General features: G+C 33.7%; 13 protein-coding genes. 7 read left to right on the top strand and 6 right to left on the bottom strand.

From position 1 onward, the window contains the following. Window positions 1-42: 42 nt before the first annotated feature. Window positions 43-822 carry a DUF2971 domain-containing protein gene (locus tag ACP7AV_RS05860; protein ID WP_426091135.1) on the bottom strand — a complete coding sequence of 260 codons (780 nt, stop codon included), beginning with the start codon at window positions 820-822 and terminating at the stop codon, window positions 43-45. 214 nt (window positions 823-1036) lie between these two features. Between ACP7AV_RS05860 and recG the strand changes: the two genes are divergently transcribed. The 6 genes from recG to ACP7AV_RS05830 all read left to right on the top strand — a co-directional run bounded on the left by recG (window position 1037) and on the right by ACP7AV_RS05830 (window position 11122). After that, complete coding sequence (gene recG, locus ACP7AV_RS05855) at window positions 1037-3142, top strand: ATP-dependent DNA helicase RecG (protein WP_426091134.1); 2106 nt, start codon at window positions 1037-1039, stop codon at window positions 3140-3142. Between the two features lie 467 nt (window positions 3143-3609). Further along, window positions 3610-4668: an efflux RND transporter periplasmic adaptor subunit gene (locus tag ACP7AV_RS05850; protein WP_426091133.1), complete on the top strand. Its 1059-nt coding sequence runs from the start codon at window positions 3610-3612 to the stop codon at window positions 4666-4668. A gap of 79 nt (window positions 4669-4747) precedes the next feature. Then, window positions 4748-7843, top strand: a complete 3096-nt coding sequence (locus ACP7AV_RS05845; protein WP_426091132.1) for an efflux RND transporter permease subunit — start codon at window positions 4748-4750, stop codon at window positions 7841-7843. A gap of 75 nt (window positions 7844-7918) precedes the next feature. After that, entirely contained in the window at window positions 7919-9232 is a 1314-nt protein-coding gene (locus ACP7AV_RS05840; RefSeq protein ID WP_426091131.1) for a TolC family protein, read from the top strand. 28 nt (window positions 9233-9260) lie between these two features. Beyond that, complete coding sequence (locus tag ACP7AV_RS05835; RefSeq protein WP_426091130.1) at window positions 9261-10124, top strand: bestrophin family protein; 864 nt, start codon at window positions 9261-9263, stop codon at window positions 10122-10124. A 74-nt stretch (window positions 10125-10198) separates the two neighbouring features. Continuing rightward, window positions 10199-11122 (top strand): AraC family transcriptional regulator, encoded by a 924-nt coding sequence (locus ACP7AV_RS05830; protein ID WP_426091129.1) that lies wholly within the window; start codon window positions 10199-10201, stop codon window positions 11120-11122. A gap of 3 nt (window positions 11123-11125) precedes the next feature. On the opposite strand, the gene ACP7AV_RS05825 is transcribed toward ACP7AV_RS05830, so the two are convergent. Both ACP7AV_RS05825 and ACP7AV_RS05820 read right to left on the bottom strand, forming a co-directional pair. Further along, the gene (locus tag ACP7AV_RS05825; RefSeq protein ID WP_426063654.1) at window positions 11126-11500 is read right to left on the bottom strand and encodes a DUF779 domain-containing protein; all 375 of its coding nucleotides are present in this window, start codon (window positions 11498-11500) and stop codon (window positions 11126-11128) included. Window positions 11501-11574: 74 nt separating this feature from the next. After that, window positions 11575-13080, bottom strand: coding sequence for an aldehyde dehydrogenase family protein (locus tag ACP7AV_RS05820; protein ID WP_426091128.1), 1506 nt, complete (start codon window positions 13078-13080; stop codon window positions 11575-11577). A 295-nt stretch (window positions 13081-13375) separates the two neighbouring features. Between ACP7AV_RS05820 and pheT the strand changes: the two genes are divergently transcribed. After that, window positions 13376-15796: a phenylalanine--tRNA ligase subunit beta gene (gene pheT, locus ACP7AV_RS05815; RefSeq protein WP_426091127.1), complete on the top strand. Its 2421-nt coding sequence runs from the start codon at window positions 13376-13378 to the stop codon at window positions 15794-15796. 119 nt (window positions 15797-15915) lie between these two features. Here pheT and ACP7AV_RS05810 read toward each other — a convergent pair whose 3' ends face one another. The 3 genes from ACP7AV_RS05810 to rpsA form a co-directional block, all read right to left on the bottom strand. Then, complete coding sequence (locus tag ACP7AV_RS05810; protein ID WP_426063651.1) at window positions 15916-16470, bottom strand: fasciclin domain-containing protein; 555 nt, start codon at window positions 16468-16470, stop codon at window positions 15916-15918. 167 nt (window positions 16471-16637) lie between these two features. Beyond that, window positions 16638-18680, bottom strand: a complete 2043-nt coding sequence (locus ACP7AV_RS05805; protein WP_426091126.1) for a DUF7619 domain-containing protein — start codon at window positions 18678-18680, stop codon at window positions 16638-16640. 176 nt (window positions 18681-18856) lie between these two features. Next, on the bottom strand, window positions 18857-20635 hold the full coding sequence (gene rpsA / locus ACP7AV_RS05800) for a 30S ribosomal protein S1 (protein ID WP_426091125.1): 1779 nt from the start codon (window positions 20633-20635) through the stop codon (window positions 18857-18859). Window positions 20636-20766 lie beyond the last annotated feature (131 nt).

Below are 20766 nucleotides of genomic sequence, written 5' to 3'. Positions count from 1 at the left end.
TAATTAAAAAATAATTTACATGTGAAACGCAACTAAACCAATTTATTTAATAATTGACTTTCTTATTTTTTTATTTAAACCATATTTTAACATTAAATCTTGAACTAATTCAGTGAACCATTCAGGAGAATATGGACTCAAAACTATATCATCAATCAATATATCCAAATCCAATTTTATGTTTATTCCTGAATTATTATCTTCTTTTTCCCAATCAAAATCAATACGGTTGACTTCAGGAACTTTGTAGATTAATCTTAATTCATCTTCATAAGAGTATGCCTTATGTTTATGTATTATTTGATAATTTAAATTTCCATCAGGAATCATTTCAGTTTCAAAATCAATATATTTAATTTCACTAATTTGAATATCATTTGTAAAATTATTTTTTAATGAATTGATTAATTTGTCAATTTGTGATGTCACCATGATACCTTTATTCATTTCAGAATATATTTTCCAAAGAGCATAAGATTCAGATTTACTTTTATTCCAACAGCATACACAATTTAGTTTTTTAAATTCCTCTTCAAAACCTTGACGAACTTTCAAATCTTTTTCTAAAGAAACTTCTATTTTTGAATTTTTTGAAAGTAATTCGTTGTGAATTTGCTCATAATATTTTTTTCTGTACTCTAGATTAAGTTTTGGTGAAGAACCCTCAAATTTATCCTCGAGCTTATCTAAACGACAAAAGAAAAGCGATTTACGTTGTAATAACGAAATGAATTTTATGATGTCAAAATACTTATAAACTTTATAATTTTCTTTTGGATATATTACTGGAGCTGAATATTGATTAAAATCTAATATTGGCATTTTTTTCTTTTTAAGTGATATTTAGTTTTTTTAATATAATTTCCGAATAGAAATAGTTGTTTTTCAAATATACATATTTTCCTACTCAATTTCCAAACATTCCAATTTCCAAATTTCCAAACAAAAAACTATCTTCGCTCTTTCAAATAAAAATCCGTTTATATCTGCGTTTTGCTTTTGCAAATCCGTTTTATCCGTGTCCAAAAAAATCTAAATGCAAAACCTCCTACTCACTCCAATCGAATACTTGAAAGGCGTTGGTCCCAATCGGGGCGAATTGCTGCGTAAGGAATTGGGAATTTATAAGTATGTGGATTTGGTTAATTTTTTTCCAAACAGATACATTGACAGAACACGGTATTATAAAATTAATGAACTGCAAAACAATAGTGCCGAAGTTCAGATTATTGGTAAAATCATCAATATCAAAACCGTTGAATTTGGCAAAAATCAAAAACGATTGGTAGCGACTTTTGTGGATGATACGGGACAAATGGAACTCGTTTGGTTTCAAGGTCACAAATGGATTCGGGAAAGTTTAAAGCTTAACGAAATCTGTGTCATTTTCGGGAAATGCACTTCTTTTGGCAGTACTTTCAATATGGCGCATCCGGAAATTGAATTGTTAAGCGAGCATGAAAAAAGTCTGCGTTCGGCTATGCAACCCGTTTATCCTTCGACAGAAACCTTGACGAATCGCGGGATTTCTAACAGGGTGATAAATAAACTGATGGAACAATTGTTTCTGGAAACACAAGCGCTGTTCACGGAAACTTTGCCGGATTATTTGATCAACGAACTAAAACTAATTCCTAAAAAAGCAGCTTTATTCAACATTCATTTTCCAAAAAGCGCTGACGTTCTGGCGAAAGCCAAATTCCGATTAATATTCGAAGAATTGTTCTTTATCCAATTGCAATTAATAACGAAGAACCTGATCAGAAAACATAAAATAAAAGGACATCCGTTTACCACAGTAGGCGAAAATTTCAATGATTTCTATCAGAATCATTTGCCTTTTCAACTGACAAATGCCCAAAAAAGAGTTATCAAAGAAATACGCACTGATATGGGCAGCAACGCCCAAATGAACCGATTGCTGCAAGGTGATGTAGGTTCCGGGAAAACAATTGTGGCTTTTATGAGCATGCTTTTGGCGCTTGATAATGGGTTCCAAGCCTGCTTGATGGCGCCCACGGAAATATTGGCAAACCAGCATTTTGTTGGCTTATCTGAATTAGCCAAAACTTTAAATATAAATATCAGAATCCTAACGGGTTCCACCAAAATAGCACAACGCAGAATTATCCATGAAGAACTGGAAAGCGGCACGTTAAACATCCTTATCGGAACCCATGCTTTACTGGAAGATAAAGTAAAATTTAAGAATTTAGGACTGGCCGTGATTGATGAACAACACCGTTTTGGAGTAGAGCAACGCTCTAAATTGTGGAAGAAAAATGTGATACCGCCACACGTTTTGGTGATGACCGCTACGCCTATTCCCAGAACTTTGGCGATGAGTTTGTATGGTGATTTAGACATTTCAGTTATTGATGAACTGCCTCCCGGACGAAAGCCAATTCAGACGGTTCATCGTTTTGACAGCAACCGTTTAAAGGTTTGGAAATTCCTTCGCGACGAAATCGCTTTAGGAAGACAAATTTATATTGTATATCCGTTGATTCAGGAATCGGAAAAAATGGATTTTAAGGATTTAATGGACGGTTATGAGAGTGTTTCCAGAGATTTTCCATTACCTCAATATTCTATTTCCATACTTCATGGAAAGATGAAACCAGCCGATAAAGATGCCGAAATGAAACGTTTTTCAGAGGGAAAAACCAATATTATGGTTGCCACAACCGTAATTGAAGTCGGCGTAAATGTTCCAAACGCCAGTGTAATGATTATCGAAAGTGCGGAACGTTTTGGATTATCGCAACTGCATCAGCTTCGCGGTCGCGTGGGTCGTGGCGCGGAACAAAGTTATTGCATCCTGATGACGAGCCATAAATTGAGTTCCGATAGTAAAACCCGAATGGAAACGATGGTACAGACAAACGATGGTTTTGAAATTGCCGAAGTAGATTTGAAGCTTCGTGGTCCTGGAGATCTAATGGGAACCCAACAAAGTGGCGTTTTAAATCTTCAAATTGCCGACTTAGTTCGTGACAGAGATACTTTGGCTTTAGCCAGAAATTATGCTTTGAAATTACTTAAGGAAGATTCAGGGATGCAAAAACCCGAACATGCTGCTTTGAGATCAGTTTTTATTGAAATGACCAAAAAGAAAAATATTTGGAATTATATTAGTTAGATTAGTTTGTGTTGCGCATTTTTTTAACATAGTAAGAAATGTAAGTTTATTTTAAAAATTGATATACTGTAATTTACAATTCCTAATTCATCTTTCAAATTTTAATTAAAACGCTATCAATCGGTTTTTTATTTGTTTTATTTATTTTTGCAATTACTCATATGATAGTAGTAAAATTTATAAAAACTTAAATTTCTTAAATATTTCAAAAAGCTATTTCTGAACTTTTTATCTCATAAAACATCTTTTTTTAGATTCTTAATTAAACCATTACCGTTTTTAGAAGTCTTAAACTTTCAAATTATAATGGGTTATGTGAATTTGTACGTGAAGCATTAATCAATTGTTAATATTTGTATGTACAAACGTTAAATAAAAATTAACAAGATCATAATTCCCGTTTCTAAAACCTAAATTTGTTTTTTAACTAAAATTACTGAAACCTAATCCTACTTTATACCGTACCTATGAAAATTAAATACGTAGTTTATGCCTTGCTAGCCATTGGAATCCTTGGATTTATTGGATACAGAATCACTGAAAATAAAAGCGAAAATGCAGATTCAAAAGATCCAAAAGCACAAAGCAAATCGATCAGCGTAAACGGAATTGTGGCAACACCACAAACTTTTGATAATAATTTATCTCTTTCCGGCTCTATTGAAGCCAATGAACAAGTCGAAATCCGAAGTGAAGTTTCGGGAATTGTGGAAGGAATTTATTTTCAGGAAGGAAGTAATGTGAGCAAAGGTCAAGTGCTTTTTAAAGTAAATGATTTAGAGTTAAGAGCCCAACTGAGACAAACGGCAACCAGAGAGGGACTGGCTTCGGAGAACGAAAGAAGAGCTAAATTATTACTGCAAAAAGAAGCCATCAGTCAAGAAGAATATGATTTGGCTCGCGCTGATTTAAAATCAGCACAAGCCCAAAGTCAATTGATTAAAGCGCAAATCGCCAAAACATCCGTCAGAGCGCCATTCTCGGGAAGAATAGGATTGCGTTCAATTTCACCGGGAACTTATATCACTCCAGCGATTTTGGTTGCAAAGTTAGTCAATACAGGGAAACTAAAAATTACCTTTTCGATTCCTGAAAAATACGCCAGCCAAGTGAAAACAAACACCTACATAACTTTTAAAGTTGCAGGTTCTGATGATAAATATACCGCAAAAGTTTACGCTATCGAGCCAGAAGTGGCAGTAGCAACCAGAACTTTACAGGTTCGTGCAATTGCTGAAAATAGCAGTGGCAAATTATTACCGGGAACATTTGCGGATGTCGAATTACCCTTAGACATCATCAAAGACGCTATCGTGATCCCTACGGAAGCCGTAATTCCAGTTCAAAACGGCAAAAAAGTTTTCATCTCCAGCAATGGTCAAGCTAAAGAAGTGATGATAGAAACCGCAACACGAACAGACGCTTCTATTCTGGTACTTTCTGGTTTGAAACCCGGTGATACCGTAATTACGAGTGGTGTTATGTCCTTAAAAAATGAAACTCCTGTAAAAGTTCAAATTAAATAATTTTAAAAGTTATAAATTATAAATTATGGGTTGATACAATACTCTTAATTCATAATTTATAACTCAAAATTCAAAGAAAATGAGTTTATCCACAACAAGTATTAGAAGACCCGTATTTACCATAGTAATCAATTTAGCCATTGTTTTGTTTGGATTAATTGGTTACACCTTTCTGGGCGTTCGAGAATTTCCTTCGATTGATCCCGCACAAGTTTCGATTCGTACGAATTATGCCGGCGCTAATGCTGACATCATCGAATCTCAAATTACGGAACCGCTTGAAAAAGCAATCAATTCCATTGACGGGATTAGAAACGTAACTTCTTCCAGTGCGCAAGGGAGCAGTAACATTACCATTGAGTTTAATTTGGATAAAAATCTGGAAGATGCTGCTAATGATGTTCGTGATAAAGTATCGCAAGCTGTTAGAAATCTTCCTCAGGATATTGATTCTCCGCCGGTAGTGTCTAAAGCGGATGCAAATGGTGATGCCATCATTTCGATGACTGTTCAAAGTGATACACGTAATGCGTTAGAACTTAGTGATTACGCTGAAAATGTAATTTCACAACGTCTGGAGACTATTCCTGGAGTAAGTGGTGTTCAGATTTGGGGACAAAAAAGATATGCTATGCGTTTGTGGATTGATCCTGTAAAGCTGGCTTCTTACGGTTGTACGGTATCGGAAGTGAGAGATGCATTGAACAAACAAAACGTTGAATTACCTTCGGGGAAACTAACGGGAGACAATACCGAATTAACGGTAAAAACAGTGGGAAACCTTTCTACTGCTGAAGAATTCAATAATATCATCATCCGTACCGAAGGCGAAAAAGTAGTGCGTTTCAGCGATGTTGGAGTAGCAAGTCTTGGACCTGAAAACACAGAAACCAAAATGACACAATCCGGAACGCCATTAGTTGGTGTAGCTATTGTGCCACTTCCGGGAGCCAATTATTTAGATATTTCTACTGCTTTTTACAAGGAATTCGAAAAATTAAAAAAGGATTTACCAAAAGATATCAAACTAAATATCGCCATTGACAATACTATTTTTGTAAAAAAATCAGTAATTGAAGTAGCGGAAACATTAGGGATTTCTATTGTTTTGGTAATCCTAATTATCTATTTATTTTTTAGGGATTGGGCGATTGCTTTTAGACCATTAATCGATATTCCAGTTTCGTTGATTGCTACGTTCTTTATCATGTGGCTTTTTGGTTTCTCTATAAATGTATTGACTTTATTAGCTATCGTTTTGGCAACAGGACTTGTGGTTGATGATGGAATTGTGGTCACAGAGAATATTTTCAAAAAAGTAGAAGAAGGCATGACGCCTATCGAGGCAGCCATCAAAGGATCTAACGAAATATTCTTTGCGGTAATTTCGATTTCGATCACTTTGGCAGCGGTTTTTCTTCCTGTAATTTTTCTCGAAGGATTTGTAGGACGCCTTTTTAGGGAATTTGGCGTCGTCATTGGCGCAGCGGTACTTATTTCAGCTTTTGTATCGTTGACATTAACCCCAATGTTAAACGCTTATTTGATGAAAGGCGGCGAACAAAAAAAATCAAAATTTTACATTCGTACTGAACCTTATTTTCAAAAACTAAACAGTGGTTATGCGAGTTCATTAAGCCGTTTCATGAAGAAAAAATGGTTAAGTTTCCCTATTTTGATTGCTTGTTTTGGATTAATTTATTTGTTTTTCAACCTTTTGCAAAAAGAAACAGCGCCATATGACGACCGCAGTGGTTTTGTACTTCGTATGTCCACTCCCGAAGGTTCTTCTTATGAATACACGGATCGCTTCATGCAGGAAGTATCAAAATTGGTTGATGACTCGATTCCAGGCAAAAAGGTAGCCCTGGTAATTACGTCTCCAGGTTTTGGATCTTCATCGGTAAACAGCGGTTTTATTCGGGTATCATTGGTGCAACCAAATGAAAGAACCGATTCGCAAAAAGAAATTGCTGAGAAACTTACCAAATGGACGAAGAAATATCCCGACGCAAAAACATCCGTAATTGAGCAACCAACAATTGCCGTAAATCGACGAGGCGGATTGCCAATTCAATACATTATTCAAGCGCCAAACTTTAAAAAACTGGAAGAAAAAATTCCTGTTTTCATGGATGAAGTTGCTAAAAACCCAACTTTTGCGGTTAGTGATGTGAATTTAAAATTCAACAAACCAGAAATTAATGTAACCATTGACAGAGAAAAAGCGGAAAGTTTAGGAATTTCAGTGATTGATATTGCACAAACGTTACAGCTTTCATTGAGCGGACAGCGTTTTGGTTATTTCATGAGAAATGGAAAACAATATCAGGTTATTGGACAATTCGATCAAAAAGACCGTTCAAAACCATTGGATTTAACTTCTATGTTTGTTAAAAATAATATGGGACAATTAATCCAAATGGACAACGTGGTGACGATTGAAGAAAAAAGTAATCCGCCACAATTGTACCATAATAACCGTTACATGGCGGCCACTGTCTCTGCTGGTCTTGCACCGGGCAAAAGTATCAGCGATGGAATCGATGCCATGAATGAAATAAAAGCCAAAGTTCTTGACGATACGTTTACCACTGATTTAGGTGGAGAATCCAGAGATTTTGTCGAAAGTAGTTCGAATACTGCTTTTGCCTTTGGATTGGCTTTACTATTGATATTTTTAATTTTAGCGGCACAATTTGAAAGTTTTATTGACCCTTTTATTATTATTTTGACCGTGCCAATGGCCGTTGCTGGAGCTTTATTCTCCTTGTGGTTGTTTGATCAGACTTGGAATATTTTCAGCCAAATTGGAACCGTAATGCTTATTGGTTTGGTAACCAAAAATGGAATCCTGATTGTCGAATTTGCAAATCAGCTTCGAGAACAAGGGAAACCAAAATTAGAAGCGATATTAGAAGCATCGGAAGCGAGATTACGACCAATTTTAATGACCAGTCTGGCTATTTCATTGGGCGCGTTACCAATTGCTATGTCTCTGGGTGCGGCTTCAACTAGTAGAATTGGAATGGGAGTTGTGATTGTTGGTGGTACTATTTTCTCTTTAGTTTTAACATTATTTGTTATTCCAGCGATGTATTTGATGTGGTCAAGAGCTAGAAAACATTATCCTGAATTTGATCATATTGAAGAGTATGAAAAAGATTTCAATTAATTTTAATGTAACATTGATGATGCGGATTTAGGAGATTTATAGAAAATCATTGATCCAAGTCAAAAAAATATAATTATGACACATACTAAAATACTTTTTCAAAGCTTTATATTAATCTTTTTCTGCGTAGCGACAGCTAATGCGCAGGAAGTGCTGACATTAGAGAGCGCTGTAAAAATCGCTTTGGAAAACAATTACGAAATAAAAATTGCAACCAATAATTTGACTATTCAAAAAACAAATGTAGCTATCGGTAATGCAGGAATGTTACCAACTGTTTCAGCTAATGTAGTTGATAATAACAGTATTCAGAACAGTTCACAAATACGTCAGGACGGAACAAAAACTGAATTAGACAATGCTAAAAATAATAGTTTAAACTATGGCGTTGGATTAAATTGGACCGTTTTTGATGGTTTTCGCATGTTTGCCAGAATGGATCAGTTGAAAGAATTGCAAAAACTGGGTGAAGCACAATTAAAATTAACCGTAATCACAAGAATCAGCGATGTGAATGCTGCGTATTACGATTTGGTACAACAGCAGCAACAATTAGCTGCTTTGGACACAACAATCGTTATTTCAAACCAGCGATTAACTTTGGCCCAAAACAGATTTACCATCGGAAAAGCTTCAAAGTTAGAAGTTTTGAATGCCCAAGTAGATTTGAATACAGATCAGGTAGCATTGTTAAGACAAAAAGAATTGTACGCGAACAGTAAGATTTTATTAAACCAACTGTTAGCCAGAGATGTTGCTACGGATTTTCAAGTAATTGATGTTTTGAAAGTTGATTCCTTATTATCACTACCAGAATTAAAAGCTTTAGCTGAAAAACAAAATCCACAATTAGAAGCGCAAATTATTAATAAGAGAGTCGGTGAATTGGAATTGAAGCAAATAAAAGCGGCACGTTATCCTAACGTTCGCGTAAATACTGCCTATAATTTTTCAGAAAGTCAATCCAGTCTTGGGTTTGTGGCTCAATCACAATCCAGAGGTTTGAATTATGGTTTCAGCGCTTCACTGAATTTATTTGATGGTTTTGCGCAAAATCGAAATGAAAAAATTGCCAAGATTCAAATTGAAAATTCCAAATTAAATATAGATCAGCAAAATTTAGCTATTAATTCACAGTTAGCGACCTCTTATCAAACCTATTTGACAAATTTAGAATTGATTGCATTGGAAGAAAAAAATGAACTAATAGCCAAACAAAATTTGAATATAACATTAGACAAATTCCGCATTGGAACTATAACTACTTTAGAATTCAGAACGGCACAGTTGAATTATGTGAACGCAAAAGTACGGTACAGCAATGCGCAATTCCAAGGAAAATTATCTGAAATCGCTTTACGAGAATTGGCAGGAAATCTTATTTTTTAATTTACTTTTGTTAAAAATAGTATCTTAAATGATTTCGTACAATACAAAAGATTGGTTTACATTTATTTTCCGCTTTCACAAAGCAGACACTTTTAGAACATTAATGCCCATAATGTTCGCTATTGGACTTTATTCCGGAATTATAGGCTATTTAGAAGTTGAATACTTAAAATTAGCTGACAATAGTTATGTAAAGAACATTACAATCATGCACGGAATGCTTGGTTTCGTAATTTCATTATTACTGGTTTTCAGAACCAATACTGCTTATGATCGTTGGTGGGAAGGTCGTAAAATGTGGGGTGCATTAGTCAACAATAGCCGTAATTTAGCCATTAAATTATCAATTATTTTGCATGACGAAAAAGATAGAAAGTACTTTCGAAAAATGATTCCCGGTTATGCCTCCATTTTGCATAAACATTTGAACGATGAAGATACCAGTAAACAATTGTTTGAAAATGTTGATTTAGAAATTGATCATCATAAACACAAGCCCAATCAAGTAGCGAAGATGTTATTTCAGAAGATTAGTGATTTATACGAATCTAAGAAAATAACTGGCGATCAACTGATAATATTAAACGAGGAAATAAAATCATTTACTGATATTTGTGGTGTTTGCGAACGAATTAAAAACACGCCTATTCCTTACTCATACAGTGCATTTCTTAAAAAATTTATCTTCTTTTATGTAATGACTTTGCCTTTTGGATATGCTTTTAGTCTCGGCTATTATGTAGTTCCTGTGGTCGTATTTATATTTTATGTTTTGGCGAGTTTAGAGTTGATTGCGGAGGAAATTGAAGATCCTTTTGGAAGCGATGCAAACGATTTACCAACGCATAAAATTGCGGAGAACATTAAAAAACATGTAGAAGAATTAATTTAAATTTTGTTAAACTTCACTTTGATTAAAATTATTTTCATTAATTTTAAATTTTACCTTTCTTTAAGTTTAAAACTATGAACAGTAATCGTGCTTTTATAAATCCACCTCATTTATCTAACGAGAAATCGTTGAAAACATTAGTAGAAAACAGAACCGTTTATTCGTTAAACCATTGTGAATTGAATCTTTTTGAGACTTATGAATCTTCTGCTTTAGTTCCTTTAAAATTTAATGATTTTGTGGTGACCAGCATGTTACGTGGTAAAAAAGTAATGCACCTTTTTGATGATCCGGGATTTGTTTACTTACCTGGAGAAACCGTTGTAATTCCCTCGAATGTGGAAATGAAAATTGATTTTCCGGAGGCTTCAAAAAATAATCCTACGCAATGTTTGGCTTTGGCGATAGAACAAACTAAAATCACGGATACATTACAGTTTTTGAATGAGCGATATCCAAAAGAAGGAAACAATCAATTCTGGCAATTAAACTACCAAAATTACTTTTTTTATAACAATATCGAATTAGCAACAACAATTAATAAGTTAATCAAAGAATGCATGAGCACGTCAATTACAAAAGATGCGCTCGCTGATTTAACTTTACAGGAGCTATTAATTCGGATTATTCAAACACAAACTGCCAAAGCAATTGATGATGGATTATTTACAGATCCAAAAAATCCTATTACGCAAGTAGTCGAATTCATTCGGTCGAATTTAAAAGAAAATTTCAGCATGAAACATTTGAGCGAAAAAGCATGTATGAGCACTACTTCCTTCTATCGTTTTTTCAAAAAAGAATTAGGAATGAGTCCTATCGAATTTGTTATCGGCGAAAAAATAAGATGTGCCAAACTGTTGCTCAAAAATCCTTCGATACAAATCAATGAAGTTTGTTATTTATCCGGATTTGAAGATTGCAATTACTTTATTCGATTGTTTAAAAAACATGAAGGAATTACTCCTAAACAATATCAATTATTGTTTGTGAACTAACTCTTATTCAATGTAGGTCACAGGCTCCAGTGAAAGTTCTTCATCAGGTGTAAAAATGCGATATTCAATTCGGAATGTTTTCTTCAATGGTGTTTCCAAGGAAAATCCCCCAACGCCAAATGCATCAATTACATCCAAAGTAAAATGCGCGTGTTTCCAATATTCGAATAAATCCTTGTCTACCCAAAACTCCGTGTTTTCGATTGTACCAATGCAAACATCACCCAATCTTTGGTAAAAACCTCCTTTTTCAAAACATTGTGGTTGCGTTCCTTCGCAACAACCTCCCGCTTGATAAAACATCAAATCACCATGTTTTTCCTGCAATATTTTGATTAGTTCTATTGCTTTTTTTGTGGCATCAATTCTTTTTGTCATCTTTTTTTATTTAAAATAAAACCTGACAAATTTTAAAATCTGTCAGGTTAGTTATTAACGAAAATCTGTAACTACTAAAAGAAACCTAATTTCTTTTTATCGTAAGAAATCAACATATTTTTAGTTTGACGGTAGTGACCTAACATCATTTTGTGATTTTCACGACCAATTCCTGATTGTTTGTACCCTCCAAAAGGAGCTCCGGCAGGATAAGAATGGAATTGATTAATCCAAACACGACCTGCTTGAATTGCTCTTGGAACCTGATAAATTTCATGTGCATCACGTGTCCAAAGCCCGGCCCCCAGACCATACATCGTATCATTTGCAATAGCAATCGCTTCTTCCGTAGTCTTGAAAGTAGTTACTGCCAAAACTGGTCCAAAAATTTCTTCTTGGAAAATACGCATTTTGTTGTGTCCTTTGAAAAGTGTTGGTTTGATGTAATATCCTTCCGATAAATTTCCTTCTAAATGATTTTCTTCACCACCAGTTAACAATTCGGCACCTTCTTCTTTTCCTAATTTAATGTAAGAAAGAATTTTTTCTTTTTGAACTAATGATGTCTGCGCTCCCATCATCGTTGTTTTGTCCAATGGATTTCCCATTTTAATTGCTTCTGTTCTTTCGATCACACGGGCAATAAATTTATCATAAATATCTTCGTGAACTAATAAACGAGAAGGACAGGTACAAATTTCACCTTGATTTAAAGCGAACATTACTGCTCCTTCAATGGCCTTATCAAAGAAATCATCGTCAGCATCACCAACTGATTTCATGAAAATATTTGGAGATTTTCCGCCTAATTCTAATGTTACCGGAATAATGTTTTCAGTTGCATATTGCATCACTAAACGACCAGTTGGCGTTGAACCTGTAAAAGCTGCTTTCGACACTTTTTTATTGGTTACCAAAGCTCTTCCAAGTTCAGAGCCAAAACCATTTACAATATTGATAACTCCAGGAGGAAGAAGATCTCCTATCAATTCCATTAATATCAAAATAGAAATTGGAGTGCTTTCTGCTGGCTTTAAAACTACAGTATTCCCTGCGGCTAATGCCGGAGCGAGTTTCCAAACGGCCATTAAGATTGGAAAATTCCAAGGAATTATTTGAGCAATAACTCCTAAAGGCTCACTTAATGCGATGGAAACCGTTTGTGAATCTAATTCGGCTATTGAACTTTCTTCTGCACGAATTACTCCCGCAAAATACCTGAAGTGATCAACCACTAATGGCATATCTGCCGCTAAAGTTTCTCTAATAGCTTTTCCGTTATCAATAGTCTCAACGGTTGCAAGATATTCTAAATTATCTTCAATAACTTGAGCAATTTTATTCAATAAATTACTTCGCTCTGTAACAGATGTTTTTCCCCAAGTCTGAAAAGCTTCATATGCTTTATCAACGGCAATATCTAAATCTTCTTTGGTTGAATGTGCCGCTTGAGTAAATACTTTACCATCAATTGGAGAAAATACATCAAAGTATTCACCTTTAACTGGTGCGACGAATTTTCCTCCAATATAATTATCATATTTTGCCTTAAATTCAGGTCTTTGCACTACGTTATCCATATTATTATTTTTTTATATTTTACCAAATTTAGTCTACTATTTTTCCTCAGAATAGCATAATTCATCCAACTAATAGCATTAAATTTTCATTTGTGTTTTTTTAACCTAATTTTATTATTTAATTCATATTTATTTATGCTTAACATTAGTAATTTAACATTTCTCACAAATACTTAATATCCCAAATCACATATAAAAAACAAAAAAAATTGTTTTTTACTCCAACCTGCAATCCTTATATTTGCAACCGAGACCGAAAGTCGAACTGACGAAGTAATCTCATTAAAATTTACAGATGAAAATATCTTACAACTGGTTAAAACAATTCATTAAAATAGACTGGAAATCCGAAGAAACAGCGGCATTGCTAACCGATTTAGGTCTGGAAGTCGAAATTGTTGAAAAATACCAATCGGTGAAAGGCGGGTTAGAAGGCATCGTTGTAGGACATGTAATTACCTGTATTCAACATCCCGATGCCGACAGATTGAAAATAACTACAGTAGATTTAGGTAATGGCGTTCCAGTTCAGATTGTATGTGGTGCCAGCAATGTTGCCGTTGGACAAAAAGTGCCGGTTGCTACTATTGGAACTACATTATATGACAAAGAAGGAGTTGCTTTTTCAATAAAAAAAGGAAAAATTCGTGGTCAGGAAAGTCACGGAATGATTTGCGCCGAAGATGAATTAGGTCTTGGAGAAAGCCATGACGGAATTATGATTTTAGATGATTCTTTAACACCAGGAACTCCTGCTGCAACAGTTTTCAAAATAGAGGATGATGAAGTGTTCGAAATTGGATTAACACCTAATCGTGCCGACGCGATGAGTCATTTGGGAACTGCCCGTGATTTGAGAGCAGGAATGTTACAAAGCGGCGTTAGTGTGGAACTGATTACTCCATCCGTAAGTAATTTTAGAGTTGACAAAAGAACTTTGAAGATTGATATTGATTTAAAAGAGCCCAAACTTGCGCCCCGCTATTGTGGTGTAACTATTTCTGGAATAGAAGTAAAACCATCCCCGGCTTGGTTACAAAACAGATTGAAAGCCATTGGATTAAATCCAAAAAATAATATTGTAGATGTTACCAATTATGTTTTGCATGAATTGGGTCAGCCACTTCACGCATTTGATGCCGCAAAAATCAACGGAAAAATCGTAGTGCAAACTCTTCCTGCAGGAACTAAATTTGTTACTCTAGACGACGTTGAAAGAACCTTACACGAAGAAGATTTAATGATTTGTGATGAAAAAGGTCCTTTATGCATTGCTGGTGTTTTTGGCGGAAAAAAATCAGGAGTTTCTGAAAATACTAATTCAATTTTCTTGGAAAGCGCCTATTTTAATCCCGTAAGTATCCGAAAAACGGCTAAAAGACATCAATTGAATACGGATGCCTCATTTCGTTTTGAAAGAGGAATTGATCCAACCATTACGGAGTATGCTTTAAAACGTGCTGCCTTATTGATTCAGGAAGTAGCTGGGGGAGAAATTACATCGGATTTAATTAATGTTTATCCAAAAAAATTAGAAAATGTTAATGTGTTTTTAAATTTCAGTAATGTTGATAAGATTATTGGTCAGCAATTACCAAAAGATATTATCAAGAAAATTTTAGTTTCATTAGACATTAAAGTTAATAGTGTTTCTGATGCAGGACTTGGATTGACAATTCCTAATTATCGTGTGGATGTAGAACGAGAAATTGATGTAATAGAGGAGATTTTGAGAGTGTATGGTTACAATAATATTAATTTTTCGAAAAAACTTAATGCTACAGTTTTCAATGCGCCAAGAAATGAAGACTATAAAATTCAAAACACAATTGCCTCACAATTAAACTCACAGGGATTCCATGAAATGATGGCAAATTCACTGACTACGGCTTCCTATATTGCCCTTTCAGAGCAGTTGAATCCCTCTCACAATGTCACTATGCTTAATCCGTTAAGTGCTGATCTATCAACAATGCGTCAATCGTTATTGTTTTCAGGACTGGAAGCAGTTTCTTATAATATCAATCGCAAAAATGCTGATTTGAAATTATTTGAATTCGGAAAAACATACCATAACTATCTTGCTGGTTACGAGGAAAAAAAGCACATGAGCTTATTTCTTTCTGGAAACAGAAATCAAGAAAACTGGACTAGTGTACAACAAACGTCCGATTTCTTTTTATTTAAAGGATATGTCTCTGGAATACTTTCGAGATTAGGGATTGAAAAGACACAAAATTTACCGATCACATCTGATGTATTTTCAGAGGGAATAGCTATTGAAATTGGTAATCAAAAGATTGTTGAATTAGGAGTAGTAAAAAAATCTATTTTAAAACATTTTGGAATTAAACAAGAAGTATTTTATGCTGATTTTGATTGGGATTTAATTTTAAAGAAAATTGCTACCAAAATTAAATATGCTGAGATTCCTAAATACCCTGAAGTTCGCAGAGATTTAGCCTTGCTGATAGATCAAAATGTTACTTATGAAAGCATTTATAAAATTGCCCGTCAAACCGAGAAATCATTACTAAAAGATATCGATTTATTTGATGTATACGAAGGACAGAATCTTCCCGAAGGTAAAAAATCTTACGCGTTAAGTTTCATTATACAAGACACCTCAAAAACTTTGACGGATGTTCAGATTGACAAAATTATGAGCAAACTGCAAAAGAATTTTGAAACAGAACTTGGAGCTAGTTTACGATAAGTTAAGTTTATATATTTGAGAAAATCCCGATTCTAAAATTAGAATCGGGATTTTTTTTAAAACAAAAGAGCCCTACAAATGCAGGGCTCTTAAGACTAACAAAATATCAACCTCTAAAATTATTTTTTTGGTAAAACTACAGCGTCAATGACATGAATCACACCATTTGATTGGTTTACATCAGCAATCGTTACTTTAGCTTTGTTCATATTCTCATCGGAGATATATAAATCTTTCCCTTTCATCCAAGCTGTTAAAGTTCCACCACTCACTGTTTTCATTGTTGCTTTTCCTTTTCCTTTTTTAATAGCTTTCGCTATATCTGAAGCATTCATTTTTCCTGCAACAACATGATAGGTTAGTATTGTTTGCAACATTTTCATGTTCTCTGGCATCAATAATGTTTCCACTGTTCCTTTTGGTAATTTATTGAATGCGGCATTTGTAGGGGCAAAAACGGTAAATGGTCCTTTACTTTGTAATGTTTCTACTAATCCCGCTGCTTTTACCGCTGCAACTAATGTGGTATGGTCTTTCGAATTCATTGCATTTTCAACAATATTTTTAGTTGGATACATAGCCGCTCCTCCAACCATAACTGTTTTTTGAGCGAATGAAGTTGCTCCGAATACTAATGCAATAAATGCAATTGATAAAAATTTTCTAGTTTTCATAAAATCTGTTTTTTTAAGTTATATAATTTCATTTACGGTGTTTAAATGAATTTGGTTTTAAAAAAATGAAATTATTTTAATTATTAAATATTATGAGGCAATGAAATACAACGTAAAAAAACCGTTTCTAAAAATAGAAACGGTTTTCTATTGTTCAACTACAATGTTTAATTTTTAATAAACTTCATACTCGAACTTCCCTTATCTGAATCTATTTTAATGAAATAATTACCCGTTTTTAAATTCGACACATCAATTTTAGAAATTACTTTTACATTAGGAAGCGCTATAACGAGTTGTCCCAAAATATTATAAACAGCAATCGATTTCACTTCAATTTCATTTATTGTAACAATATTCAGGATTTCATTTACAGGGTTTGGATAGAGAGTAAAATAGTTTGAAAATTTAAAATCTTGTATTACCAATGTTTTAAATATTGAAGTTGCTTTATTCGTTACAATTGGAAAATTATAATCAAAAAAGATACTAGCCTCATTTATAAAAGTATCATTCACCACTAGCGTTGGTTTGGTCTTAATTTTGAAAGCAATAAACCCATCATTATTTGCATCATCAAAAGGAAGATTGATGTTCTCAAAGATAAATTCTACTTTGTTGCCCGCACTTATTTTAGTGATGTAGGAATGACTTGCTTTTGTTGGAACTAAAGTCGAAATATCAAATTTTGATAAATCAATTATATCTTTCACTACAATATTTTTGGCTGGATAAGTTCCGGTATTTTCAAAACGAATTAGATAATGCACATATTCTCCTATCAAACTTGGAGAAATCGTTGTGCCTTCTAAACAGGTTTTGTCGTTAGGATCGAATGAACCTACAACCGTCTGATTCATTGTGAATGTATTGTCTTTTGGAATTTCATCAATAGCTGAAGAAACAATTTTTGTTGTGTATGCCAAAACGTCTCCATTATTCACTGCTGGGGTTTCCATAGGAGAATTCACGTTGAGAGTAAATGTAATTTCGCGAGTTTCAAATGGCAATAAATTAGTGAAACTCCAAGACAAATTGTTTGTGGTTTGATTTGTTGTTACAGGATTTGACACAACTAAATCCAAAACGGTATCATCAAAGGCAAGATTTACGAAACTTGATTGAATAGTATTTCCTTTGTTTTTATATATGATTTTATACTTCGCGTCAAATCCGGGTCTTGCAGGTTGCAATGGCAATAAAGTGACTTCTAAATCAGGATGGGAACCATTGGGTGTAACACAAAAATCTTGTACAAACGTACTTGCTTGTGTTGGAAAAGTAACGTTTACTGTTGCTGGAGAAATTGTAAAATAATTTGAGTTTTCTAATGATGGAGTGATAGTGTGAGTTCCTGCTTGAACAGGAATGGAATAATTTCCTGCAGTACTGGATATTAAACTTCCAATTGTTGGGCCGTTAGTTATATTAAATTTTAAATTTGGAACAATAACATCAAGAACATCGCATCCATTAGTATTACTGTCTAACTTATTTTTTCCTTGTATAGAATAAAATACTCCACCTGGAACAAAGGAACAATATGAATTCACATTACAATTGGTATAATTGTTAGATTTTATAATTCTTTCCATATTACGAATATTGCCTTCCCGAACACAGATATATTTCAAATTTGGACAATTAGAAAATAAAGAAGCATTATAATAAAAATCACCTATAGTTTCTATTTCTGCATCTTTTAAAATCAATTTATTAAGATCAGGATTATTACTACAATTGAATTGAAAAAAATTACTAAAAGGCAATTCAATAGTCTTTAAAAAATTATATGATAAATCTATACCTTCATCTCTAATAAATCTTGGAAAAATAATTGAAGTCAATAAATTATGACTGCAAAAAATGCCGAATAATGTTTCAAATGAAGATAAATCAATTGTAGTCAAATTATTATTTGAACAAATAATTTGTCTCAAATTAACGAAGCTCTGGATTCCTGTTAAATTACTTATATTACTATTTGAAACATCTAAATATTGTATTGCTAAAGCTTCGCTTATTTCAATCTCACCATTATGATTTGCATCTAATTGAATACCTTGCATGAAATTATAACCTGCCACAACATTACTTGTGTTTGCTGATAGAAGTTTCGCTTTAAGATTGGCATCAGGAATATTCACAATCTGCGCACTCAAACCATTAAAAACACATAAAGCAATAAGTAAAAAGTAGATTTTTTTCATATTTACAATTATTAGACATGTAAATATAAATCAATAAATCATTTAATATTTTTTTTCGTACAAAAATTTAATGTACTATTACAAAATAAAAGCAATCAAAATAACTCAATAACAAACCTTTAAACAAAAAAAGCTCCGCAAATTGCGGAGCTTTCTATATTCAAAAAATTAAGAAATTATTTTTTCTCTGATTTTTCCATTTTAGCTTTTAATGCTGCTAATACGTCATTATTGTCACCTAAAGTTGCAGCTGGTGCATTTGTAGATGAGTTAGATGAAGTGTTTTCAATAGCTGTTTTCACATTTTTATCTTCTTCTTCACGGAAGATAGCAGTGTGAGATGCAACTACTCTTTTGAATTCTTTATTGAATTCGATTACTTTGAAATCAGCTGATTCTCCTTTTTTCAATTTCTTTCCGTCTTCTTTTTCAAGGTGACGAGTAGGAATGAAAGCAACGATATCATCTCCGAATTCTACAGTAGCTCCTTTGTCAACAATTTCAGAAATTTCACCTGTGTGGATAGTTCCTACAGCGAAAGAATCTTCATACTGATCCCAAGGATTAGCGGTAGTTTGTTTGTGACCTAAAGATAATTTACGTCCTTCAACATCTAATTCTAATACTACTACGTCAAGTTTTTCACCAACGTTTACAAATTCAGATGGATGTTTGATTTTTTTAGTCCAAGACAAGTCAGAGATGTAAATTAATCCATCAATTCCTTCTTCTAATTCTACAAAAATTCCAAAGTTTGTAAAGTTTCTAACGATACCTGAGTGTTTAGACCCTATTGGGTATTTAGCAGTGATATCAGTCCAAGGATCTTGAGACAATTGTTTGATACCTAATGACATTTTACGGTCATCTCTATCTAAAGTTAAGATAACAGCTTCAACAACATCACCTACTTTTACGAAATCTTGTGCAGAACGTAAATGAGTAGACCAAGACATTTCAGAAACGTGGATTAAACCTTCAACACCTTCAGCAACTTCGATGAAAGCACCGTAATCAGCGATTACAACTACTTTACCTTTTACTTTATCACCAATTTTTAAGTTAGCATCTAAAGCGTCCCATGGGTGAGCATTTAATTGTTTCAATCCTAATTGAATTCTTGTTTTCTCATCATCGAAATCAAGGATTACAACATTTAATTTTTGGTCTAATTCCAGCACTTCACTTGGGTGGTTAATACGACTCCAAGAAAGGTCAGTAATGTGAATTAATCCATCAACTCCACCTAAGTCAATAAAGACACCATAAGAAGTAATGTTTTTAACAACACCTTCTAATACTTGTCCTTTTTGTAATTGACCGATGATTTCTTTTTTCTGGATTTCGATATCCGCTTCAATAAGCGCTTTATGCGAAACAACAACATTTTTGAATTCGTGGTTAATTTTTACCACTTTGAATTCCATCATTTTGTTTACATATACATCGTAGTCTCTAATTGGCTTAACATCAATTTGAGATCCTGGTAAAAACGCTTCAATTCCGAAAACGTCAACGATCATACCACCTTTAGTTCTGCATTTTACAAAACCATTAACGATTTCTCCTGTTTCGTTAGCCGAAATAACTCTATCCCAAGATTTGATAGTACGTGCTTTTCTGTGAGATAATACTAATTGACCTGTTTTATCCTCACGGATGTCAATTAATACCTCAACAGTATCACCTACTTTTAATGCTGGGTTGTAACGGAATTCGTTCAATGAAATAACACCTTCCGATTTTGCGTTGATATCAACGATAACGTCTCTATCTGTAATTCTAACAACTGTACCATCAACCACTTCTTCTTGATCCGTAGCGATAAATGTTTTTGAAACTAATTCTTCGAATTCTAATAAGTTTTTCTCATCAACAGCATCAATACCTTCTTCGAAATTGTGCCAGTTAAAATTTGCTAAAAACTCTTCTTGTGATTTTACTTGTTCAGACATGCTGATTAAAAATTTGTATTCTGCGTTCTCTCGAGTTTCTTACTGTGCTAGAAAACAACAGAAGTTGTTTGTATAATTAGTTGAACCCTAAAGGAAACTCTTATTCACCAAAAGGACTGCAAAAGTAACAC

Origin of the sequence: Flavobacterium sp. DSR3-2, from assembly GCF_049896525.1 — a bacterium.
Taxonomy (GTDB): domain Bacteria; phylum Bacteroidota; class Bacteroidia; order Flavobacteriales; family Flavobacteriaceae; genus Flavobacterium.
This window is presented reverse-complemented; position numbering and strand designations above follow the sequence as displayed.